The following is a 24,384-nucleotide window of genomic DNA, read 5'->3' as shown; positions in this document are numbered from 1 at the left end:
ATAACTTTAAACTTAAATATGGCTTCTATCTTTTCTAAAATTGTTGCGGGTGAAATTCCTGCACATAAAATTGCAGAAACCGACGAGTTTTTAGCTTTTCTCGATATTACTCCATTGGTGGAGGGCCATACATTGGTTATTCCTAAAAAGGAAATCGACTATGTTTTTGAAATAGATGACGATATTTTAGGTAGGATGATGGTGTTTGCCAAACATGTGGCTAAGTCTATTGAAAAAGCAATTCCATGTAAACGCATTGGAGTAGCCGTAATTGGCCTTGAAGTGCCTCATGCACATATTCACTTGGTTCCTTTAAATCAAATGAATGACATCAACTTTTCCAGACCTAAATTGCAGGTAAGTCAGGAGCAGTTGGCTGCAACGGCTGAAAAAATAAAAGGGAACCAAGTTTTTTAAGATTCATTGGATTTTCTTGATAACAAGAAAAAAAGGATTGCTCGTCAATCCTTTTTTTGTTTCCTCCTGAATCACAGTTTATTTTATTTTTTTTGGATTATCCTTTACAAAAGATTCCCATCCGGAATACGATTTTTTAGCAGCTCCATCAATTCCGACACGTTGAAACGAGTGGCAAACAGCAACGGCTAATCCGTCAGTAGCATCCAAAAACTCCGGGGTTTCAGAAAAATTGAGCAACTGCTTGAGCATCGCAGCCACCTGTTCTTTACCCGCATTTCCGTTACCGGTGATCGATTGCTTTATTTTTTTGGGAGAATATTCAAAAATGGGCAAATCACGACTTAATGCTGCTGCCATTGCAACGCCCTGGGCACGCCCCAACTTCAGCATTACCTGTACATTTTTGCCATAAAAAGGATCTTCCAATGCCATGCAATCCGGTTTGAATTCTTCAATCAGCATCACGGTTCGATCGAAAATCTTGCGCAATTTAGCCGCATGATTATCGTACTTTTTAAGATGAATAACTCCTAGTGTTAAAAGCTCCAGTTTCTTATTGCGTTCCAATACCACTCCATAGCCCATAATGGCTGTTCCCGGGTCAATTCCTAAAATGATTCTTTCTTTCATGCTTAGCAGTTAATGGTTAATGGTTCAGTTGATGGAACTAATAACCATGAGTATATTTCGCGAAGTACATCATTTATTAACAGATCTCCAATAACTAATAACCCGTAACAAATAACCATTTTATTCGTGTTATTACCGTTAATTCTCGTAATTCGCGATTTGAAAAACATAAACATGCTTAAACCTAAAAATCTTATTGTAATCGCCATAAAGGTTGCCGTTTTACTGCTCACTTTTTGGTTTGTTTATAGTAAGGTAAATAATCCTGAATCCGTTGAAAAAATAAAAGCCTTCGCTCATCAGCCTTTTACGAGCAGAAATATAGCTTACGGTATTATAGTCTTATACCTGATGTATTTAAACGTGGTGCTGGAAACCTTAAAATGGCATTTTTTAGCCAATAAGGTAGAATTGATCTCGTGGAAGAAAGCATTGGAATCGGTGCTTGCCGGCTTAACGTTGGCCGTTTTTACACCCAGCAGAGTAGGTGAATTTGGCGGTCGGGTTTTATACCTTGCTCCTCAAAACCGGGTTAAGGGTGTCGTGGCCATGGGCATCGGATCATTCAGCCAGATGATGGTCACCAACGTATTTGGGGCTATCGGCCTGATATTTTTTGTTTGGCAATTTATACCAAGTAATGTTGCAATACTCATTGCAATTACGGCTGCGGGAATAGCTTTCAGTATACTGATCTTGTTGTTTTATTTCAATGTGAAGTGGTTTTACGGAATACTGCATTCGTTACGGTTTCTCAATAGATTCAAAGCAAACTTCCGGATTTTACTACGTTTCAGTAAAAAGGAACTGTTTACTGTTTTTGGGTTCAGTACACTGCGTTATGCGGTGTTTTCCATGCAATATTACCTGTTGATCAATCTCTTTATTCCAGGATTACGTTATCCGGAATGTATGATGATGATTAGCATCATTTACATGGTTCAATCGATTTTGCCTACATTCGCATTGTTGGATCTTGGCGTTCGCGGAGCTGCAGCCACTTATTTCTTTGGTTTTCTGATAGTTTCTTCTCAAGTGGTATCGGTATTGGCTGCCGCTTTTGGAGTTTGGATAGTGAATATCATTATCCCAGCTATTATTGGTGTTTATTTTATTCTTAAGGTTAATTTTTTTAGTGGAAATAATAATTAAAGGCCTCGTTTCTTTTTTTGGGTTAGGATACTTATTAATAGTAGTTGATATTATAAGAGGATGGAATAAGATTAAGAACCCTCAAGTAACAAAGGATAGCCATACTACAAAAGTTTCGGTAATAATTCCGGCGCGTAACGAGGAAAAAATGATCGGACTATGTGTAGGTGATGTCCTTAAACAAAACTACCCAACTGAGCTCCTTGAGATTATTGTAATCGACGATCACTCAACGGATAAAACAGCTGAGGTCATTCAACAGATTGATTATCCCAACTTGAAACTCATTCGCCTAAAGGCTGATCCTGCCTTAAATTCATATAAGAAAAAAGCTATTGCCGATGCCATTCACATAGCTTCAGGCGATTTAATTGTAACTACCGATGGCGATTGCCGAATGGGCGAAAATTGGATTCGTAGTGTTGTAAATGAGTATGAATGCACTGGTAATAAAATGATTTCCTCACCGGTAGTGTATTTTGAAGAGTGTTCAATGTTTGAAGAAATGCAAACCTTGGAGTTTATGATGCTGGTAAGTCTAGGAGCGGCAACCCTTTCAAACGGAAGAGCAGGGAGCTGTAACGGTGCTAATTTGGCCTATGAAAAGAAAGCTTTTTATGAAGTTGAAGGCTTTAATGGTATTGATAATATAGCTTCCGGCGACGATGAGTTATTACTGCACAAAATGATGGTAAGCTATTCCGGAAGAGTAAGTTTCTTGAAACAACGCGATGCAATCGTTTATACCCATGCCAAGCCTTCAGTTAAAGAGTTTATCATGCAACGCCGACGCTGGGCTTCTAAAAGTGTGAAGTATAAGAATAAGGCCATGGTTGCTATGGGCTTAACCGTGTTTGCATTTTATGTTTCTGTTTTGCTTTTGGGTGCAGTGGCTGTTTTTTATCCCGAATGCAGGCATTTCTTCTGGAGTGTTTTCATGTTTAAATTAGTGCTTGATATGATCTGGGCTTTGCCTATTGTTCGCTTTTTTAACCGTATGTCGGTATTAGCCTGGGCTCCTGTTGTGTGTTTTATCCATCTGTTCTACTTGGTGTACATAGGCTTTGCTGGCCAATCGAAACAGTACGAGTGGAAAGGAAGAATGGTGAGGTAGGTTTGAGTTATAAGTATGAAGGTGTAGGAGCGGGGGACTCAATTGCAAATCTCAATACTCAATAACCAAATCTCAATGCAAATATCCAATTAGAGCTTTATATTTGAAACATGTCATCAATACATAAGCCTGAAACTCCATGGCAACGTACAAAAAGGCGTTTCTTAAAAGATAAATTATCGGTAACCGGATTAATAATCATTGTATTTTTTCTTTTAATATCGGTATTGGGTTATCTCATCATGCCCGATGATACGCCTCAAGCTAACCGCATGATGGTGCAGTTGAGTACCAAACATCCGGGTACTGAAATTCAATTTCTGGCTATTCGAAAGCAACAAGCAGTTGATACGGTCAATGTTTTTACTAAAATGTTATATGGTCAGCCTGATTTCTATGATTGGGTGCCCATAACTACGTATAATTTCAAAGGTGACAGTATTATCGTTCATGAATACACAGGCATAACCGATGATGAACCAATTGAAAACCGATATGGATTAGCTCAGGTTGTTTATCCTGTCAGGGATACTCCGATATATAACGGCACTGACGTTTCTTTTACTGATGTATATGGCACACCGCATAATTTAAGTATAGCATCACTACAGGCAACTATACTCAAAGATCATATTCAAGCAAAGAAATATTGGTTTGGAACTGATCTTTACGGACGTGATATGCTGAGCCGAATGATATTAGGTACGCGAGTTTCCTTTTCAGTCGGAATTATGGCTGTACTTATTTCATTAATTATAGGAATCACCTTGGGCGCTATGGCCGGTTTTTACGGTGGTAAAATTGATCAGTTTATTTCGTGGTTAATTAATGTGGTGTGGTCCCTGCCGTCATTGTTACTGGTTATTGCTATTTCATTTGCCTTAGGAAAAGGATTTTTTCAAGTGTTTGTAGCCATCGGCCTCTCTACCTGGGTTGAAGTAGCCCGTATGGTCCGCGGGCAAATCATCAGTATCCGGGAAGTTGAATTTGTTGAAGCAGGGCGCGCTTTAGGATTTAGCAGTTCACGTATTATTACGCGTCACATTCTCCCTAATATATCAGGGCCGATTTTAGTTGTTGCCTCTGCCAATTTCGCGTCTGCTATTCTGCTTGAGGCTGGATTAAGTTTTCTGGGTTTTGGTGTGCAACCTCCTTTCCCATCTTGGGGTGCGATGATTAAGGAGCATTACGGGTACATAATCATTGATGCTGCATATTTGGCTATTTTGCCAGGTTTGGCAATTATGTTGATCGTTTATGCGTTTAACCTTGTATCAGTAGGATTAACCGATGCCTTTAATGTACGGCAAAATGCTAATGCATAGCCAAATTCGTATTTACTCAAGTTATTTGCTAATTGACGCATGTTTTTTTAGTATTTTGATTGGTAGAAAATTGTATATAATCTAGAAGAAGTGAATCAAGCAAACGATCAACAGGATATTCTCGAACTGCTTATTAAAAGGCAGGTGGAGTTAAATTCATTGCTGGAGATCACCCGTGCCGTAAATAGTAATCAATCTAAGGAAACACTTTTCCAAATGACCGAACTGATTCTCAGAAATCAGCTGCGGGTGGGAAAACTTCGCATTTTTTCACATTTAGGAGCATCCTGGACGCAACCCATAAGCTATGGCGTGCAAGTGTTGGATGATGATGAACTGGCTGAGCTGATTTTTATGGTTTGCTCTTACCAAACCGTAACCCTGCTTGATACTTCATCTCCCGCTATCCTTTCTGATTTTCAATTGTTAATTCCGGTAGCTTATAAAAATCAAATATTAGGATATGTTTTGCTGGGTAAATATGATGTTTCGAATGCAGAGCAAGTTGAAATTGATGTGAAGCTTATTCAAACAATCATTAACGTGATTATGGTCGCTGCTGAAAACCGTCATTTATATGAAGAACGTTTACAGAAAGAGCGTTTGCAACGCGATCTTGAAGTGGCCAGTGAAGCTCAGGAAATGCTGCTGCCACGAAAGTTGCCCGATAATGAGCGGATTTCAATGGCTGCAACCTATATGCCGCATCGTAATATTGGTGGTGACTACTATGATTACATAGAGCTTTCAAAAGATGAGTTTATGTTTTGTGTGGCTGATGTTTCGGGGAAAGGCATTGCCGCTGCATTGCTAATGGCCAACTTCCAGGCCAGTGTGCGAACGCTTGCTTTTCAACATCAACCATTGGATATATTGATGCAGAATATCAACCGGGCCATTTTTGATATTACTCACGGTGAAAAACACATTACTCTATTTCTCGGATATTATAATTTAGCCACGAGAACGTTACGCTACGTCAATTCTGGTCATAATGCTCCTGTGTTGTATAATGGTACAGAAATAAAGGAGCTAAAAACCGGCTCAATGATGATTGGCATTTTTGAAGAACTACCCTTTGTAAAGGTCGGCACTGAACAGCTCCCTTCGGGATCGGTGGTGCTGAATTATACCGATGGATTGATTGAGTTCGATCAGGAGGAAACCGATGTGTTTAATGAAGAAGATGTTGCCAAATTTTTGCTGGAACATCATGAGCTGGGACCTAAAGTGCTCAATGCATTACTGATCGATAAAATTCAAAGCATGTTTATTAGACATCGTCATGATGATGATATAACTTTGCTGACGTTTAAAACGTTTTAATAAGACTCCATGCTGCAATCATTTTATCAGGAAGAATTTTTAGAGGCGGGCTGCGATGAAGCGGGAAGAGGTTGCTTGGCAGGTCCTGTTTTTGCAGCAGCGGTAATTTTACCTAAAGATTTTGAACACCCTGTTTTGACCGACTCTAAGTTGCTAACGGAAACCATAAGATATGATCTAAGGGAATATATTGAGAAAAATGCCCTTGCTTATGCTGTTGCAGCTGTTGATAACGTTGAGATTGACGAAGTTAACATTCTAAATGCTTCATTTCTAGCGATGCATCGTGCTGTAGATCAGCTTAAACTTCAGCCTGAATATTTAATTATTGATGGTAATCGCTTTAAAAAATACCAAAAACTTCCGCATGCATGCATTGTAAAAGGCGATGAGAAGTTTTATTCCATAGCTGCGGCTTCCATTTTGGCTAAAACCTATCGTGATGATTTTATGAATAAGATTCATTTGGAATACCCGCACTTCGGATGGGATACGAATAAGGGCTATGCCACAAAAAAACACCGGGAGGGAATTCGTAAACATGGCCCTACTTCTTATCATCGTACATCGTTTACCTTGCTTCCTTCTCAACTGGAATTGTTTGAACTAACCTCAAAAGATACCGATTGTACAGTCGGTTCCATGTCTTGATTCTTTTATCTTTATTATTTTAGCTCAAAACCATGCAAGCACTAAGTTTCATCACCAACGGAAAAGGTGAGCAAGAAGGTATCTTGATTAATTACAAAGATTTGAAGCGTTTGAACTTGAAAGTTGCAGATGTTATTGCCACGCTAAAAGAGCATGAATTGGCTATAAATGCTGAAATTGACAAAAGTGTTCCGGCAACCTCAATGGCCGATGCGCTGTCGAAGCTAAAAGGTAAGCTTGGATAACGTTAAATCGGCTGATAGCAAAGAAGAACAATTCCACTGTTAAAGGTTTTTGAGCTGATGAGTTTTAAATCTACTGGATGCTGAATGTTTTTGAACAGAGGCGTTCCCTCGCCAATCACAATCGGATCGATCATGATCTGATATTCGTCTATCAAATGCTGTTCAGCAAACTGTGTTAAGATGCTTCCACTTCCTAAAATGGTCATGTCTTTTCCTGGAAGCTTTTTCATTTTCTTAACTTCTTCAAAAATATTGTCTTTTATTATGCTCGTGTTGGCCCAATCGGCAATTTGGAGTGTTCGGGAGAAGACAATTTTATCAGCATCATTCATCCCTTTTGCGACGGCCGGATCATTTTCCATCGCATGGGGAGTAGGCCAGTAACTTGCCATCAGCTCATAGGTTATACGGCCAAAAAGAAGGATGTTTCCCTTTTTGAGCATTTCGGCGGCGTATGCATTTTCTTCTCCACCGTGTTTGTGCCAGCTAATATCTTCTTGTACACCTTTAAAGAAACCATTCAGCGTTGCAAAATTAAATACCGTTAACTTTCTCATGTTTTTTAATCTTTAAGTCTTATCATACATTTTACATCTTTCTTGCTTAAATACCATTCAACACAGTAACCTTGAGGGTCCAGATCAGGTGATTCCAGAAGTTGTTTGAAGGTTCTTCCAATACTTGAGAGGTCATGCATGTAGTCGCTGATTGTTATTCCAAGGTAGTTACCTTTTTTAATCACCAGTGTGTTGCAATTAATTTGTTCAGCTTCTCCTTGATTAATTTCTTCTGCCGCTGCTCTGTAAACTATGCCGACCCCATCTTCAGGGCGCGATAGGCCAAAGTATTTTCTATTAGTAGCAAACGGAATCACTTTATGCAAGGTTTGACGTGCCTCTAAAATGCCATCAGGAAAAGATTTTGCGGTAACGTACATTACCTTAATGTCATTGGTTAATGATAGTGTTTCCATGTATGGGAGTTTTTGATAAAATGATTGGTTGATATAAATTTAGACAATAGACAGCAGAATTGTCGGGTGTAAAGCGATGGTTGAGGATATAATTCCATCTGCCTTCATCCATTCTCCCTTCTTCCAAATATTGTTACCTTTGCGCTTCCTTATGATGAATTCATGAAAAATACAGCTTTAACAAACGTACACATTGCCTTGGGTGCTAAAATGGTGCCTTTTGCAGGTTATAATATGCCGGTTCAGTACACTGGTATTAACGATGAGCACGCTACCGTTCGTAACGGAGTAGGTGTGTTCGACGTATCGCACATGGGTGAGTTCATCCTGAAAGGTGAGAATGCATTGGAGTTGATCCAACGCGTTACTTCAAACGACGCTTCTAAGTTATTTGATGGCAAAGTTCAGTATTCATGCTTGCCTAATGAAAACGGCGGTATTGTTGACGATTTATTGGTTTACCGCATCGACGAGAAAACCTATATGTTAGTGGTAAATGCGTCAAACATTGAGAAAGATTGGAATTGGATTTCAGAGCGCAATACGAATGGTGTTGAAATGCACAATATCTCTGAAAAAACCAGTTTGTTGGCGGTTCAAGGTCCGAAGGCAGCTGCAGCTTTGCAAAAACTTACCGATTTCGATTTAGCGGGAATGGAATACTACTCATTCAAGAAAGGCACATTTGCAGGTGTTGATAATGTTGTAGTTTCGGCTACAGGTTACACCGGTGCAGGTGGTTTCGAAATTTACTTTGATAACGAACACGCAGAGCAAATCTGGAAAGCTGTTTTTGAAGCAGGTAAAGAGTTTGATATTAAGCCGATTGGTTTAGGAGCCCGTGATACCTTGCGTTTAGAAATGGGTTTTGCCCTGTATGGTAATGATATTGACGATACTACTTCGCCATTAGAAGCTGGTTTGGGCTGGATCACCAAGTTCACTAAAGACTTTACCAATTCAGCTGCATTAAAAGTACAAAAAGAAGCTGGCATCAAACAAAAATTAGTTGGTTTTGAAATGTTGGAGCGTGGTATTCCGCGTCACGATTACGAAATTTTTGATGCTAATGGTGCTAAAATTGGCCGCGTAACCTCGGGTACTCAAGCGCCAAGTTTGCAAAAAGCAATTGGTATGGGCTACGTAGCTCTTGATCACGCCAAAGAAAATGACGAAATCTTCATCGGCATCCGCGATAATAAAGTGAAAGCCAAAGTGGTGAAATATCCTTTTAAATAATTCCATTTGTGTCATCCTGAGTGGTAACGAAGGATCCCTGATATTCTTCGGAAGGGGATTCTTCGTTACCGCGGAATGACAATATTTATCCCAATGAAAAAACTCGAAGTCTGCTTTACCCCTGCGCTTTTACACTTATATGATTTAACAGGTAGTGTGGTTGTGGTTATTGATATTTTTCGCGCTACATCTTCCATTACTTACGGCATCGATAATGGAGCTAAGGCCATCATCCCGGTGGCTACGGTTGAAGAGTGTATTGCTTATAAAGATCATGGTCATTTATTGGGAGCAGAACGTAACGGTGAGGTAGTTGATGGTTTTGATTTCGGGAATTCTCCTTTTAGTTATTCAAAAGAGAAAGTAGAAGGGAAAACCTTGGTACTTACTACTACGAATGGGACTCATGCCATTAATGAATCAAAAGGAGCAGATGAAATCGTAATTGGTTCTTTCCTTAATTTGAATGCGGTTTGTCATTACCTGGTTAAACAGGATAAAAATGTGTTTTTGTTGTGTTCGGGATGGAAGGGGAAGGTGAATTTGGAAGATACCTTATTTGCCGGCGCAGTAGTGCATCAATTGAAGTTTCATTTCGACACCTGGTGTGATGCATCTGTTTTAGCTGAAGATTTGTACCTCATGGCCAAAGATGATTTACATGAATACATGAAAAAATCATCGCACAGCGAACGCCTTAAAAAATTGGGAATTGAAAAGGACATTGAATTTTGTTTGAATCTAAACCTGATTGATTCTGTACCGGTGATTAAGGACGGGATGATTGTTAAAGGTTAAAGGTTTAAAGGCTTGAAGAAATGCTTTAAGCTTTAGTCTTAAATTTAAGTAATTCAAACATTCTCTCATTCAATAATTCCATCATTAAAAATGCGCGCAGTTATCCAACGTGTTTCAGAGGCTTCCGTGAAAATTAATGGTAAAATCAATGGCCAGATTGATATTGGTTTTGTGGTGTTACTCGGCATTGAAGATCGTGATACACAGGATGACATTGCTTGGCTCTCCCAAAAGATTGCTTCAATGCGTGTATTTAGTGATGAAAACGGACTAATGAATAAGGCTTTGGCAGATGTAAATGGCAATGTTTTATTAATTAGTCAGTTCACGCTACATGCTTCTACCAAAAAAGGGAATCGCCCCGGATTTACCCGTGCAGCCAAACCCGACAAAGCTATTCCACTTTATGAGGCATTTATTAAAGCACTAGAACAGCAACTGGGCAAAGAAATTGCAACCGGTGAGTTTGGTGCCGATATGAAGGTAACTTTGGTCAATGATGGTCCTGTAACGATTATTATGGACACGCATGATAAGGATAGCTTTTAACAACAACTAAATATAACTTGAACTGCAACAATATGACTCTAGAAGAAGCTCAAGCTTTGGTCGATAACTGGATTACGACCACCGGTGTTCGTTATTTCAGTGAGTTAACCAATATGGCCATCTTAACGGAAGAAGTTGGGGAAGTTGCCCGATTGATTAGCAGAACGTATGGGGATCAATCTTTTAAGAAATCAGATAAGGATAAAAACTTAGGAGATGAACTGGCCGATGTATTGTTTGTATTGATTTGTTTGGCCAATCAAACCGGAGTGAACCTCACAGAAGCTTTAGAGAAAAATCTGGAGAAGAAAAGTATCCGTGATGCTGATAGGCACAGGAATAATGAAAAATTGAAGTAGGTTTTCATGGTTTTTAGTCGCCATGATTCTCAGTAAGACTTAAATACTCATGGCTTTCCTAAACTCGTGTATCCACATTGTGAAATACCGAGAAATAACTTTCATAGCGACTCACCGCAATCCGGCCTTCTTCAACAGCTTTAATTACAGCGCAACCCGGTTCCTGAGTGTGCGTGCAATTGTTAAAACGGCATTGGTTCACCATTTCTTTCATTTCAGGGAAATAGCCCGAAAGTTCATACTTGTCAATATCCACAACGCCCAATTCACGAATTCCAGGAGTATCGATTACGAAACCACCATCCGGAAGTGTAAACATTTCAGCAAAAGTAGTGGTATGCATGCCTTTTTGATGCGCACGTGATATTTCAGCAGTTTTCAACTGATTTTCTGGAACGATAGCGTTAATCAAAGATGATTTGCCTACGCCTGAGTGACCGGAAAATAAAGTGGTTTTGTCTTTAATTAAAGCCTTCACTTTATCGATTCCGAAGCCTGTAAGTGCGGAAATTTCATAGCAAGGATAACCGATCGACTCATAGATTTCCTGAACTGCTTTCAAATATTCTTTATCCGCTTCTTCATACAAATCATATTTGTTGAACAGAAGGATGGCAGGGATATGATAAGCTTCGGCTGTAAGCAGGAAGCGGTCAATAAAACCTAATGATGTGCGTGGTAAAGCCAGCGTAACGACCAAAATGGCTTGATCCATATTGGCGGCGATAATCTGTGTTTGTTTGGAAAGGTTAACCGATTTACGGATAATGTAATTATGGCGTTCATGAAGATGGTTAATGATAGCAGTTTCTTCACCCGGTTCCATTTCAAAATCTACCATATCTCCAACGGCAATCGGATTTGTGGTTTTCAAACCTTTAATACGGAATTTCCCTTTGATCCGGCATTCGTACGAATTTCCGTCATCCCCTAAAACGCTGTACCAGCTTCCTGTCGATTTTATTACTTTTCCTTTCAAGCCGCTAATTTAATTCATTTGTTGAGTAATTGAATGATGGAATGAAGAAATAAAGATTCTTTAGATTCGTTCATATTGCTTAAGTTTCAATTATTTTCAGTTGGAATGAACCCGCCTTAATTCACTTCTATCAAATATCCGGTGTTCAACGTTTGTGGACGGGTTGAAGGATTGAGAAATTTGATTTTCAAGCGAGATACTCTGTATTGCGGAGTGGTATAAATCTTTCCGTAATTCAACTTCATGTTATCAAGCTCTTTTTTATCGTCGCCTACTACAAATACATAGAATTTTTCGCCTGCATCATTTTTGTGTTTAATCTGCTCCACACTCAATCCCGGAACCATTTTCTTAGAATAGAAATCGAATGAATTGATAAGCTGTTTGTAGATATAGGTTTTATCAGTACTTATGTTGTTTTCTTTAGCAATTCTCGCCATTTCATTTCCTGCCTGATATTTTAATAATTGAGGGTAAAAGTTGGCATTCAGCATGAAGTTTACTAGTAAAATGGCAACGGCAGATGGTACTAAAATCCGATACATAATTCCTTGTCCCCGGAAAATGGTATAAAACAGAATCGTAAGCAAAATAAAAGCAATAACTTCAACCCAAATTTTATCCATCGGGAAAAACCAGAAGTTGATGATGATAGAAAGTAGAATGAGTATGCCAATCGTGAATAACTGCGTCTTTTCCAAAATATTCAACGCTTTTAGATTATTACTTTTCATGAGGTTGTCGAGGTAAGAAGCTAAAAGCACGGCGAACATCGGAAACAATACATTCAGGTAATGAGGAAGCTTGAATTGTGACATGGACATTAATGGCAACATGATTAATAATCCGCCTAAGGTCAAAAAATCCATGTCGGGTAATTTGCGAAAACGAACATCCCAAAAGGCTTTGATTCGGCCGAAAATGGACGCATATACAATTAAGACCCAGGGTAAGATTGCCCAAAGAAGCGTTTGGTAGAAGAATGAAAACTCCGGGTTAGAAACAAAGGTTCTGTCACCGGCCAATCGATCAAAGCTTTGAGTCCAGAAAATGAACTTAATACCCAATAGACCGTGTTGCCCATTAACAAACTTCTCGGGATGTAAATCGAATTGTAAATAATAGCAATACAGTACCGGTGCCAATGTAAGCAGAAAAGCAGCTGCACCAACGAGCCATTTCCAATTATAAAAGGTCGTCCATTTGCGTAGATATACGGTGAAGCAAAATAGAGCACTTCCGGTAACGAATACAGCAATCATGCCTTTGGTTGATACCCCTAAGGCTACTCCTGCAGCTCCAATCATGACGTTAATGAGTTTGTCGGTTTTTATAAATTCGGCCAGTTGCCAAATGCCAAGTGCCACAGAACCTGTTAAAATAGCATCCATACGAACATCATGATTGGCCAAAATAATAGCTTGTGATGTTACAAAGATCAACGCGGCCATTTTTCCAACCTCTTTATTATATAAGGTTCTCCCCAGACCATAGGTTGAATAAGCGCCTAGAAATGTAAATAATACGGAAGGCAACCTATATGCCCAATCACTAATTCCAAAAAGTTTATAAGACGCTGCTGCGAGCCAAAACAATAAATGGGGTTTATCCAGGTAGTCATAATCGGCTAAATTGCTTTCTAAACGACCGTAAATATTGACAAAGTCATTATGTTGAAACATCCGTAAGGCAATGCCTGCGAATTTAGTAGCATCGGTATCAATAAGTGGAAAAAGTAAACCAAGGAAATAAATGAATCCGCAAAGGGTAAAAAGAAATATATAGGTGCTTTTATTGATATACTGTTGCATCCGCTATTTTTTGATTGCCAAAAGTAGGAATTTACCTAAGTACGGTCTATATATTTTTCACCCAGTGCCGCTATGTTATCCACAATTTTCTCTGTAACCGCTTGCTTCGACGCGACCCAAAAAAACTTTCTATCTTTAAGGTTCATACATCCCCTGAAAGTAATACTGATGAATTCTAATCGAAAACTGCCAGTTTTGGCGCTAATTGTTCCTTGTTATAATGAAGAGGAAATGCTTGGTATCGCCATCAAGAAATTGGTTGATTTTTTGGCAGATTATGTTTCCAGAGGGTTAATTGCCCAAAAAAGTTTTGTGCTGTTCATTGATGACGGTAGTAATGATGCAACCTGGTCTATTCTTGAAAGCGCAAATCAAGAGTGTCTGAAAGCAATTAAACTTTCACATAATGTTGGAAGCCAACATGCTTTAATTGCCGGATTAACCTGGGTTGTTAATAGAGTTGATTGTTGTATATCATTGGATGCTGATTTGCAAGATGATATTTCGGTGATGGAACAAATGATTGCTGATTATAAAGTAGGCTCACAGATTGTATATGGAGTTCGGGGTAGCCGTGATACGGATCAAGCCATGAAAAAAGGTTCCGCTCGGCTGTTCTATAAGATCATGAAAAAGATGGGTGTTGATTTAGTATATGATCATGCTGATTTTCGTTTGTTGTCTAACAAAGTGTTATTAGAACTGCAGAAATATAAGGAGGTAAATCTTTTCCTTCGAGGGTTATTTCCATTAATGGGCTTTAAATCATCATTGGTATATTATGATCGTCAAGAACGTATGGCCGGCGAAACGAAATATCCTTTAAATAAGATGCTGCAATTGGCCACGAATGGCATCACCTCTTTCTCCAATTTCCCTCTTAAGCTTATTACTTATGCAGGTTTCGGAATTTTCGTAGTAACCTTTGTTATCAGTCTTTGGGTTTTGTTTGAGAAATTCTTTGGATATACCGTTCCTGGTTGGGCTTCTATTACATTGCCTATTTATTTTTTAGGTGGAATTCAATTACTGGCGCTTGGCATAATCGGTGAATACCTGGGTAAGATCTATTTAGAAACAAAAAATCGTCCGCGCTTTCACATAGAAGAGGAAGTAGACTTCGAAAAAATGAGATAAAAAAGCATTTTGGAACTAGTCATGGAGAACTAACCCGTTTTTGTCATGTTGAGCGGAGTCGAAACATCCGTTTCATGATGTTACAGACCCTTCGACTACGCTCAGGGAGACAAGGGAAATCACTTTGGAGACAGCCTCTTTTAATTATAAATTTTAATTAAGGATAGAAGATGGAAATAGATTCGATAAGAAAGATTTTGATTAGATAATAATAATTACAAAATAATTACTTAAATTAACTGTAACTATCTAACAATTAGGCTCATGAATAAATACATCTACTTGTCTGGGCATGGAAAAATATGCCTGGGTTTACTATCTACATTCGTCTTCTTATTCATTTCCTTTCAATCTCTTGCCCAGAAAAAAAGCTATGTGATAAAAGGAAAAGTTATTGAGACAGGAACAAATGCTCCTCTTCCGGGTGTTCTTGTGAATATTACAAACACCAATTTTGGAACATCTACTGAAGGCAGCGGTAATTTTAGTTTGACTGCTAACCTTACGCCGGGGAAATACAAAATTGTGTTCTCCTTGGTTGGCTATAAATCACAAACTAAAACATTGGAATTAGGATCTTCCGAACAAGTTAGTATAAATGGTGAGTTAGGTTCGGATGTGACTGGTTTGGATGAGGTTATCGTTACAGGAACGTCTATTGGTACAACACGAAAGCAATTAGGGAGTTATGTGAGTTCCGTCAGTTCCGAACAGTTGAATAAGGGCGTAGCCACCAATGCATTGTCTGCCCTGCAAGGCAAAACAGCGGGTGCACAGATTACACAAAATTCTGGCGACCCTGCAGGAGGTATGTCAGTCCGCTTAAGAGGAATTAGTTCAGTTAACTCATCTTCAGAACCGCTTTATATTGTTGATGGGGTAATCGTTAATAACTCGACCACCCGGGTTACCAATACTACTTCCAATTATGATGGTGGCAATTTCGTTGGTAATATTGGTCAAAATAGATTAGTGGATATTAATCCGGCTGATATAGAGCGAATTGAGGTGTTGAATGGCGCGGCTGCAGCAGCAATTTATGGTTCCAGGGCAAATGCCGGTGTAGTACAAATTTTTACAAAAAGGGGCAGTGCTGGAGCTCCAGTTGTCGGCTTTAGTACCAGTTTAACATTTAGTAAGTTGCGTAAAAGAATAGATGTAAGTCATGCTCCAACCAAGTTTGGCGGCTCTCCTGATGTGCAAACTCAGGACATTCTAACTCCTTCCTTAGTAAACACGACGCCTGTTACGCGCTATGATTATCAAGATGCAATTTTTCAAACCGCAACAGGAACTGATAACAACATTTCTGTTAGTGGCGGTAAAGAAGATACTAAATATTATACATCCCTTTCTTATTTTTCTAATGAAGGTATAGTGCAAAATACTGATTTTAAGAGGTTTAATTTCAGGGCGAATCTGGATCAAAAGCTAGCTAAATGGGCATCTTTAACAGCAGGGTTAAACTATGTTAATAGTAATGCCAATGAAAAGCCTGATGGTAACTCATTTTTCTCTCCTATGAACTCAGTAACCATTATTGGTAATTTCCATGATATTTATGCTCGGGATTTATCCGGAAATTTAAAAGCGGTAGGTGAAAGAGGGCGTGTAAATCCTCTTTCTGTAATCGAGGAGATTCAACAAAAGGAAGAAACCAACAGGGTTCTCGGAAACTTAGGCATAAAAGTGTTTCCTGTAAAAAATCTTACTATTGATTACACCGCTGGAGTTGACACTTACTCCCAAAATGGAACCACTTTTATTCCTGCTTATCCTTACAATGTAAGCGATGCATTTTTTGGTGGTGGTCCAACTTTGGATCCTGCTCGTAATGGATACAGTGGCAAAGCAAATAACAATGTTTTACAGTTTAATAATGAAATTAATGGAACCTATATTATAGATATTAACAAGGATTGGGGTTCTACAACTCAAGTTGGCTATTCTTACCAATATGAAAAGGGAACTTATTCATTATTGCAGGGCAGGGGTCTGGTGCCTTTGGTTGAAACTGTAAACGGCGCTAGTACTCCAATAGCAGGTTCGGATTTAAGAAATGAGCTTTGGATATCGGGTGGATACTTACAACAGAATTTTAAATATAGAGATCATCTGTTTGTAACCGGTGCAATAAGGGTTGACGGCTCCTCCGTTTTTGGAAAAGATGAACGAAGCCAAGTGTATTTGAAAGGAAATCTTAGTTATATTTTATCCTCTGCTCAATATTGGGAAAAACTAGGTGTTTCAGATTGGTGGGATCTTTTTAAACTCCGTATTGCTTATGGTGAATCGGGTAACCTAACCGGCATCGGTGCTTATGATCGTTTTAATGGATATAATTCTCAATCTTATCTGGGCAAATCATCTCTTTTCTCAAGCACACAACTTACCAATCCGCAAATAAAGCCTGAACGTCAGCAGGAGTTGGAAATCGGAACAGATCTTTCCTTCATGAAAAATAGAATTGGAGTGACATTTAATTGGTATAAAAAACGTGTAAACGATCTTTTATTCCCAACCATAATTGCTCCAACTACAGGCTTTTCAAGTTTACAGGATAATTTTGGTTCCCTTGAAAATAAAGGGTATGAGTTAGTGTTAAATGCTGTTCCTGTACGAAACAAAGATTTTGCATGGAATGCGAGTTTTATTTTTAATCATAACAGGAATAAAGGCTATGGTTTAAGTCAACCACTTTTATTATTGAGCACTAATGCAGGAGCCCCTGTTGCAATTATCGAAGGCCAGCCGATAGGGGTTTTCTATGGAACTTATTTTGCAACTGATGCTTCAGGTAATTGGATACTCAATGCTAATGGAATTCCTTTAACCGAAAGAGGTATTCAAAATGGTCCACTTGATGTTACAGTGCAGAGAGATGCAAATGGGTTGCCGTTGTCTACCGCTACTACTTTGCGTAAAGTCATAGGAGATCCAAATCCAAACTATACCTCTTCATTTATAAACGATTTTACTTACAAAAAACTTTCCTTGCGTGTTCAATTGGATGCAGTGCAAGGTGTTGACGTGTTTAATGCCGATTGGAGAACCCGCCAGGGAGTAGGGAATGGCTTGGTGGCCGAGAAGGAGCATGAAGGATTATTGCCACGAGGTTATATTGCTGGAGTTTACTCTATTGAGGAGTGGAGAATTGATGATGGTTCATTTGTAAAACTTCGTGAAATCTCATTAGGGTATAATTTTGGTAAAGTCAAATTTTTTAAAGACTTAAATGTTAATGTAAGTGGTCGGAATTTGATTTCATGGGATAATTATAAAGGGTATGATCCGGAAGTTAATGGGCCTGGTCAAAGTACGGTATTGCGTGGAATCGACTTTGGTTCGGTTCCAATTCCTAGTACGTTCAGTATTGGTATTCAGGCGAAATTTTAATTTTTAAAATCGAACATTATGAAAAGACATATCATGAAACTTTCATCATATATAAAGATAGCAGCAATGAGCCTGCTTATCTTTGCATGTAGTAAGGAATATTTAGATCCTCAAAAAGCTGTCCCGGAAGAAGTTTTTGATTCTCCATCAGGATTAACTGCAGTAGTAACCGGCATTCAACGTGTTTACACAAATGAGCGGGGTAGTTCATTGTATAATGTTGTAACAGCTAATGGTTTTCTTTCCAAAGAATTGTTTTTAGTGAATCCTGGCAACATTGCTGAAGGTCAGTTAAACGCAGGTGGAAGTACTTTGGATGGAACCAATACAATTATATTGGGTCTTTGGTCAACAAGTAACAAAATCATTTTTGAATCGGATAGGGTAATTACGAATGCCTTGTTATTAAATGATAAAAATTACGCAAGTGGATTAATAGCCTATGCAACGATTTTTAAGGCAATAGCTTTAGGCGATTTAGCAATGTATTGGCAGCAAGTACCAGACGGAAATGGAGTAAATGTTGGTTTTATTAGTAGTACTGATGGTTTCAATAGAGCAATTACTGAGATTGATCAGGCATTAGCCGCTATTACGGCAAATCCAATTAGTTCCACATTTTTAGGTGCCATCCCTCCCGGAATTGATATTGTTAATTCGCTAAACGCTTTAAAAGCTAGGTACGCATTGTATATTGGTAACAATGCACTGGCATTAAGCACTGCAAACAGTGTTGATCTTACAAAAAAATCATCCTTTAACTTTGATGCAATTACGCTAAATCCAATTTTCCAAACGGCAACGGCAACCAATAATGTTTATCAGCCTGTTGATTCTACACTAGGGCTTCCCGTTGGCCTGCAACCTGATTTGCTGGATAAACGTGTGCCTTTTTATACCACAATCAATACAACAATAGCTCCCCGATTCAGAATTAATGGATTTGCTGTTGCTGGTAGTACTCCATGGCCTGTTTACTTACCCGGTGAAATTATGCTGACAAAAGCAGAAGCATATACGCGTCAGGGAGATTTAGTAAATGGTTTAATAGAGCTTAATAAGGTGGTAACAAAAACAGCCGCAACGGATGTTTTTGGTGTAGGAGCTGCGCTTCCACCAATCGCGAGTGTAGCTTCACAGCAGGAATTGTTGGATTTAATTTATAAGCATCGATGCATTGAGTTGTATATGTCGGGCTTAAAGTTAATCGATATGCGACGGTTTAATCGGCCGGTATCTGAAATGAAGCGATCCTTTTTTCCATATCCCTTTGCTGAGCGAGATAACAATCCGAACACTCCACCTGATCCGGCTTTTTAATTAAGCGGGGAATGGCATAATACTGAAAAGCCGTCTGAAATATTTCAGACGGCTTTTCAGTATTAGATTAGAATTTTGATTAACTAGAATACTTGCGAAGCAATTCTATGTGTTGTATCAGTAAATACTTTTGAAGCAATTCTACGGGTTGTATCCGATTTGCCCATTGTATAATAATGCAATACAGGAGCTCCTAAGTCGATAAGCTCTTTTGATTGCTGAATGCACCATTCAATTCCAATTTCCCGAACTTCTTTGTCTGTTTTGCAAGCCTCAACCGCGTCGGCCAAGTCTTCCGGAATATCAATATGAAACACTTTTGGAAGAAGCGTTAATTGCTTTTTAGTAGTAATGGGCTTCAGCCCTGGTATAATAGGTACATTTATACCGATTGCTCTACACGCTTTTACAAACTCATCATACTTTTTATTGTCATAAAACATTTGAGTAACTATGTATTCGGCACCCATGTCTACTTTCATCTTCAAGTATTTTAAATCCGAACGTAAGTTGGGAGCTTCAAAATGCTTTTCAGGATAACCAGCAACGCCAATGCAAAAATCAGTTTTGTCGGCACTAATCAATTCCTCATGTAAATATTTACCTTGATTCATTTCCAATACCTGGCCCATCAATTCCGAAGCGTAGGCATGGCCGTTTGGTTCAGGAATAAATCCGCCATCTTCTTTTCGGGCATCACCACGCAGAACTAAAACATTATCAATACCTAAAAATTTAAGCTCAATTAGAGCATTCTCAGTATCTTCTTTGCTAAAACCACCGCAAATTAAATGAGGAACTGCATCTACTTTATACTTGAACTGAATAGCGGCACAGATGCTTACAGTTCCAGGGCGTTTACGTGTTGAAACTTTTTCTAACAACCCGTCATGTCTCTTTTTGTAGATGAAATCTTCACGATGATAGGTTACATCAATAAAAGGTGGATTGAATTCCATTAACGGATCAATGGATTCAAATATTTGAGAAATACTTTGACCTTTTAATGGTGGTAAAAGCTCGAACGAGAAGAGCGGCTTTTTAGCATTTTTTATATGTTCAGGTATTTTCATGTTTAATAATTTTAGTGATTGATTGAGAGAAGGATAGAATGATTGATCACTCTCTCATTCTATCATCCATTCATTTTTTATTTAATAAGCTAAATTCGGTGCAAGCCAACGTTCAATTTCTTCTACGGTTTTTTCTTTGCGAACTGCGTATTCTTCAACCTGATCTTTTTGAATTTTGCCCAATCCAAAGTATTTAGAATCAGGGTGAGAAAAATAGAAGCCACTGACAGCAGCCGTTGGATACATTGCCAAACTTTCGGTTAGGAAAATACCTGTTTGCGCTTCTGCATCAAGTAGGTCGAACAGTGTTGTTTTTTCGGTATGATCAGGACAGGCTGGATAACCCGGGGCCGGACGAATACCTTTGTAACGTTCCTCAATGAGTTCTTCATTCGAAAATTGTTCATCGGATGCATATCCCCAAAACTCTTTACGAACGCGTTGATGCATACGCTCTGCAAAAGCCTCCGCTAATCGATCGGCTAATGCTTTTACCATGATGCTATTATAATCGTCGTATTGTTCTTCAAACTCTGCAATCAACTTTTCTATACCTATTCCGGTAGTAACGGCAAAGCCTCCCCAGTAATCAGCAATTCCGGTCTCTTTTGGAGCTATGTAGTCAGCCAGCGCGAAGTATGGAATGGTGCCGGCTTTTTCCAATTGCTGTCTGAGCGTATGAATTGTCGTTAATTTTTTAGTTCGATTATCATCTGCATATAACTCGATATCATCATCGTTTACGGTGTTTGCCGGCCAAAAACCAATAACGGCACGAGCTGTAAGTTCTTTGTTGTCAATGATACGTTGAAGCAGTTTTTTTGCATCGGTTAATAATTTAGTAGCTTCTTTTCCAACAACTTCGTCAGTCAAAATTTTAGGATAACTACCATATAATTCCCAAGTGTTAAAAAATGGAGTCCAATCAATGTATTCTGCTAATTCAGCTAGATCATAGTTGTCGAACACACGAGTTCCAATGAAACTCGGTTTTACCGGTTGATAATTATTCCAGTTAATCTGTGCTTTCTTTTTACGTGCTTCCTGCAATGAAACAAAGCTTTTGGTTGATTTTTTGTTCAAGTGCATATCACGCAGCTTGTCGTACTCTTGGGTAATTTGAGCTGTAAATTCTTCGCGTTGATCAGCACTTATTAAGCTACCAGCCACAGGTACCGACTTTGAAGCATCAAGCACATGAACCACCGGGCCAGAGTAGTTCGGAGCAACTTTAACCGCTGTATGGACTCTCGATGTAGTAGCGCCTCCAATTAATAATGGAATGTTAAAGCCTTCTCGCTGCATTTCTTTGGCAACGTGCACCATTTCATCCAAGGATGGAGTAATGAGTCCGCTTAATCCAATAATATCTACATTCTCACGTTTTGCAGTTTCTAAAATAGTTTGACAAGAAACCATGACGCCTAAATCAATGATTTCGTAATTGTTGCAGGCTAAAACTACTCCTACAATATTTTTACCAATATCGTGAACGTCTCCTTTTACGGTAGCCAGTAATATTTTGCCTCCACTTTTATTTCCCGTTTCCGGTAATGCATCCGGGTTTGCTGCGGCAAATGCGGCCTTCTCCTCTTCAATGAATGGAAGAAGGTAGGCAACCGCCTTTTTCATAACACGAGCGGATTTTACAACTTGCGGCAAAAACATTTTACCAGAACCAAATAAGTCACCAACGATGTTCATTCCATCCATTAATGGCCCTTCAATTACTTGAAGAGGTCTTGGGTATTTCAGTCGGGCTTCTTCAACGTCTTCATCCAGGAATTCAATAATGCCTTTTACCAAAGCATGTGAAAGGCGTTTTTCAACCGTATCTTTTCGCCATTCTTCATCTTTAACCAACACCTTTCCTTTTGATTTAATGGTTTCGGCAAAAGTTACTAAGCGTTCGGTTGCATCCTCTCTTCGGTTTAACAGCACATCCTCAACTAATTCCAGAAGATCTTTCGGAATCTCTTCATAAACTTCCAGCATGCCTGCATTCACAATACCCATGTCGAGTCCTGCTTCAATTGCATGATATAAGAATGCTGAGTGCATGGCCTCACGTACCGTATTATTCCCTCTAAATGAAAAGGAGATATTACTTACCCCGCCGCTTACCTTGGCTAAAGGCAAATTTTGCTTAATCCAGCGGGTGGTATTGATAAAATCAACTGCGTAATTATTATGTTCATCCAAACCGGTCGCTACAGTAAGAATGTTTGGATCGAAAATGATATCCTGAGCAGGAAAACCAACTTCTTTTGTTAAAATATCATATGATCGTTTACAGATCTCAATTCTTCGTTCGTAAGTATCGGCTTGGCCTTGTTCGTCAAAAGCCATTACCACAACTGCAGCTCCGTAACGTTTAATTTTACGGGCATAGTTTCTGAATTTTTCCTCTCCTTCTTTTAGGGAGATAGAGTTAACAATGCCTTTGCCTTGTAGTCGCTTTAAACCAGCTTCTATAACTGTCCATTTTGAGGAATCAATCATAATTGGAAGTTTGGCTATGTCGGGCTCCGAAGCAATCAGGTTAAGAAATTTAATCATAGCAGCTTCGGAATCAAGCATGCCTTCATCCATATTTACGTCAATTATTTGAGCGCCACCTTCTACCTGTTGCAAAGCCACTGAAAGTGCAGCTTCGTAATCTCCGGCTAATATTAGTTTAGAGAATTTGGGAGAACCGGTAATGTTGGTACGTTCTCCGATATTTACAAAGTTAGTGAGTGGTGTAATTACCACTGGTTCGAGGCCGCTTAAACGTAAATATTTTTCGGGTTGAGGAATTGATCGAGGTTGAAACTTAGCTACTTCTTCAGCGATGAGGCGGATATGGTCGGGAGTAGTTCCACAACAACCACCCACTATGTTAATAAAGCCGCTTTTTAAGAAGTCACGGATTTGATGCAACATCTGTTCAGGAGTTTCATCGTACTCTCCAAATTGATTTGGTAAACCGGCATTAGGATAAGCGCCAATAAAAAAGGGAGCTTTTTCAGCGACTTCTTCCAAATAAGGCCGCATGTCTTTTGCTCCTAACGCACAATTAAACCCTACAGAAAGTAAATCAAAGTGAGAAATGGATATCAGGAATGCTTCGGCGGTTTGGCCTGAAAGTGTTCGGCCGCTGGCATCAGTGATCGTTCCCGAAACCATTACAGGAATTTTTTTGCCGATGCTTTCACAATATTGATCAATTGCAAAGAGGGCCGCTTTGGCATTAAGTGTATCAAAAATGGTTTCTACCAAAAAAATATCAATACCGCCATCTACTAAACCTTTAACCTGCTCCGTATAGGCTTCAACCAGTTGATCAAAAGTAATTGCGCGAAAACCAGGATCGTTCACATCGGGTGATAAAGACGCGGTACGGTTTGTTGGGCCGATTGCTCCGGCAACAAAACGAGGCTTTGATGGATTTTTGGCCGTCATTTCAACTGCAGCTTCTTTAGCAATACGGGCCGACTCATAATTAAGCTCATAAACCAGGTGCTCCAATTGGTAATCAGCCATCGCAATGCTGGTCCCGCTGAATGTATTGGTTTCAATAATGTCAGCTCCGGCTTCAAGATATTGTAAATGAATGGCTTTTATAACATCAGGGAGGGTAATGCTTAGTAAATCATTGTTGCCTTTTAGATCGCTGGGATGCTTAGCGAAACGTTCTCCACGGAAATCTTCTTCCGTAAGTTTATAACGTTGGATCATGGTTCCCATGGCCCCGTCAAGGACTAAAATGCGTTTTTTTAAAATTTCTCTGATATCCATCTATTCTGTTTCAGCTAATCTTTTGGGTAAATAATCGACAGTAAATTGCACAATCGACAGTTAATACTGCAATTGATGATTCAAAACTGTAGACAAAAAAACTGCTT

21 protein-coding genes are annotated in these 24,384 nt (G+C 39.1%); 14 read left to right on the top strand and 7 right to left on the bottom strand.

All coding sequences use genetic code 11. The features are described from left to right. Positions 1-18: 18 nt before the first annotated feature. The gene (locus FN756_RS01580; RefSeq protein ID WP_142600885.1) at positions 19-417 is read left to right on the top strand and encodes an HIT family protein; all 399 of its coding nucleotides are present in this window, start codon (positions 19-21) and stop codon (positions 415-417) included. A gap of 78 nt (positions 418-495) precedes the next feature. On the opposite strand, the gene ruvC is transcribed toward FN756_RS01580, so the two are convergent. After that, the gene (ruvC, locus tag FN756_RS01575) at positions 496-1,050 is read right to left on the bottom strand and encodes a crossover junction endodeoxyribonuclease RuvC (protein WP_142600883.1); all 555 of its coding nucleotides are present in this window, start codon (positions 1,048-1,050) and stop codon (positions 496-498) included. A gap of 174 nt (positions 1,051-1,224) precedes the next feature. Between ruvC and FN756_RS01570 the strand changes: the two genes are divergently transcribed. From FN756_RS01570 to FN756_RS01545, 6 genes are all read left to right on the top strand, one after another. After that, complete coding sequence (locus tag FN756_RS01570) at positions 1,225-2,202, top strand: lysylphosphatidylglycerol synthase domain-containing protein (RefSeq protein ID WP_142600882.1); 978 nt, start codon at positions 1,225-1,227, stop codon at positions 2,200-2,202. After that, positions 2,186-3,316, top strand: coding sequence for a glycosyltransferase (locus tag FN756_RS01565; protein ID WP_317131193.1), 1,131 nt, complete (start codon positions 2,186-2,188; stop codon positions 3,314-3,316). Before FN756_RS01570 ends, FN756_RS01565 begins: the two co-directional genes overlap by 17 nt. Positions 3,317-3,426: 110 nt before the next feature. Beyond that, positions 3,427-4,641, top strand: a complete 1,215-nt coding sequence (locus FN756_RS01560) for an ABC transporter permease (protein ID WP_142600880.1) — start codon at positions 3,427-3,429, stop codon at positions 4,639-4,641. A gap of 90 nt (positions 4,642-4,731) precedes the next feature. Continuing rightward, positions 4,732-5,967, top strand: a complete 1,236-nt coding sequence (locus FN756_RS01555; protein ID WP_142600878.1) for a PP2C family protein-serine/threonine phosphatase — start codon at positions 4,732-4,734, stop codon at positions 5,965-5,967. 9 nt (positions 5,968-5,976) lie between these two features. Beyond that, the gene (locus FN756_RS01550) at positions 5,977-6,618 is read left to right on the top strand and encodes a ribonuclease HII (protein WP_142600877.1); all 642 of its coding nucleotides are present in this window, start codon (positions 5,977-5,979) and stop codon (positions 6,616-6,618) included. 32 nt (positions 6,619-6,650) lie between these two features. Further along, complete coding sequence (locus FN756_RS01545) at positions 6,651-6,863, top strand: hypothetical protein (RefSeq protein WP_142600875.1); 213 nt, start codon at positions 6,651-6,653, stop codon at positions 6,861-6,863. A gap of 2 nt (positions 6,864-6,865) precedes the next feature. Here FN756_RS01545 and FN756_RS01540 read toward each other — a convergent pair whose 3' ends face one another. Continuing rightward, positions 6,866-7,420 (bottom strand): dihydrofolate reductase family protein, encoded by a 555-nt coding sequence (locus FN756_RS01540; RefSeq protein WP_142600874.1) that lies wholly within the window; start codon positions 7,418-7,420, stop codon positions 6,866-6,868. Between the two features lie 5 nt (positions 7,421-7,425). Further along, positions 7,426-7,836 carry a transcriptional regulator gene (locus tag FN756_RS01535; protein WP_142600872.1) on the bottom strand — a complete coding sequence of 137 codons (411 nt, stop codon included), beginning with the start codon at positions 7,834-7,836 and terminating at the stop codon, positions 7,426-7,428. 162 nt (positions 7,837-7,998) lie between these two features. Here FN756_RS01535 and gcvT point away from each other — a divergent pair, with 162 nt between their 5' ends. The 4 genes from gcvT (at position 7,999) to FN756_RS01515 (ending at position 10,781) form a co-directional block, all read left to right on the top strand. Beyond that, entirely contained in the window at positions 7,999-9,075 is a 1,077-nt protein-coding gene (gene gcvT, locus FN756_RS01530; protein ID WP_142600870.1) for a glycine cleavage system aminomethyltransferase GcvT, read from the top strand. Positions 9,076-9,168: 93 nt separating this feature from the next. Continuing rightward, on the top strand, positions 9,169-9,873 hold the full coding sequence (locus tag FN756_RS01525) for a 2-phosphosulfolactate phosphatase (protein WP_142600869.1): 705 nt from the start codon (positions 9,169-9,171) through the stop codon (positions 9,871-9,873). A 90-nt stretch (positions 9,874-9,963) separates the two neighbouring features. Beyond that, on the top strand, positions 9,964-10,422 hold the full coding sequence (gene dtd / locus FN756_RS01520; RefSeq protein WP_142600867.1) for a D-aminoacyl-tRNA deacylase: 459 nt from the start codon (positions 9,964-9,966) through the stop codon (positions 10,420-10,422). Positions 10,423-10,454: 32 nt separating this feature from the next. Continuing rightward, entirely contained in the window at positions 10,455-10,781 is a 327-nt protein-coding gene (locus FN756_RS01515; protein WP_142600865.1) for a nucleotide pyrophosphohydrolase, read from the top strand. 58 nt (positions 10,782-10,839) lie between these two features. On the opposite strand, the gene rsgA is transcribed toward FN756_RS01515, so the two are convergent. After that, positions 10,840-11,760 carry a ribosome small subunit-dependent GTPase A gene (rsgA, locus tag FN756_RS01510; protein WP_142600863.1) on the bottom strand — a complete coding sequence of 307 codons (921 nt, stop codon included), beginning with the start codon at positions 11,758-11,760 and terminating at the stop codon, positions 10,840-10,842. A 116-nt stretch (positions 11,761-11,876) separates the two neighbouring features. Next, the gene (locus tag FN756_RS01505) at positions 11,877-13,571 is read right to left on the bottom strand and encodes an ArnT family glycosyltransferase (RefSeq protein ID WP_142600861.1); all 1,695 of its coding nucleotides are present in this window, start codon (positions 13,569-13,571) and stop codon (positions 11,877-11,879) included. 168 nt (positions 13,572-13,739) lie between these two features. Here FN756_RS01505 and FN756_RS01500 point away from each other — a divergent pair, with 168 nt between their 5' ends. From FN756_RS01500 to FN756_RS01490, 3 genes are all read left to right on the top strand, one after another. After that, positions 13,740-14,708, top strand: a complete 969-nt coding sequence (locus tag FN756_RS01500) for a glycosyltransferase family 2 protein (protein WP_142600859.1) — start codon at positions 13,740-13,742, stop codon at positions 14,706-14,708. Between the two features lie 264 nt (positions 14,709-14,972). Continuing rightward, positions 14,973-18,104 carry a SusC/RagA family TonB-linked outer membrane protein gene (locus FN756_RS01495; RefSeq protein ID WP_142600858.1) on the top strand — a complete coding sequence of 1,044 codons (3,132 nt, stop codon included), beginning with the start codon at positions 14,973-14,975 and terminating at the stop codon, positions 18,102-18,104. 18 nt (positions 18,105-18,122) lie between these two features. Next, entirely contained in the window at positions 18,123-19,424 is a 1,302-nt protein-coding gene (locus FN756_RS01490; protein WP_142600856.1) for a RagB/SusD family nutrient uptake outer membrane protein, read from the top strand. Positions 19,425-19,507: 83 nt separating this feature from the next. On the opposite strand, the gene metF is transcribed toward FN756_RS01490, so the two are convergent. Then, positions 19,508-20,497, bottom strand: a complete 990-nt coding sequence (metF, locus tag FN756_RS01485; RefSeq protein ID WP_142600854.1) for a methylenetetrahydrofolate reductase [NAD(P)H] — start codon at positions 20,495-20,497, stop codon at positions 19,508-19,510. An 81-nt stretch (positions 20,498-20,578) separates the two neighbouring features. Continuing rightward, positions 20,579-24,277: a methionine synthase gene (gene metH / locus FN756_RS01480; protein WP_142600852.1), complete on the bottom strand. Its 3,699-nt coding sequence runs from the start codon at positions 24,275-24,277 to the stop codon at positions 20,579-20,581. Positions 24,278-24,384: the final 107 nt, after the last annotated feature.

The sequence above is a fragment of the Solitalea koreensis genome (assembly GCF_900182575.1).
Taxonomy (GTDB): domain Bacteria; phylum Bacteroidota; class Bacteroidia; order Sphingobacteriales; family Sphingobacteriaceae; genus Solitalea; species Solitalea koreensis.
Note: the sequence above shows the minus strand (reverse complement) of the source record. Positions and strands in the feature narration are given on the sequence as shown.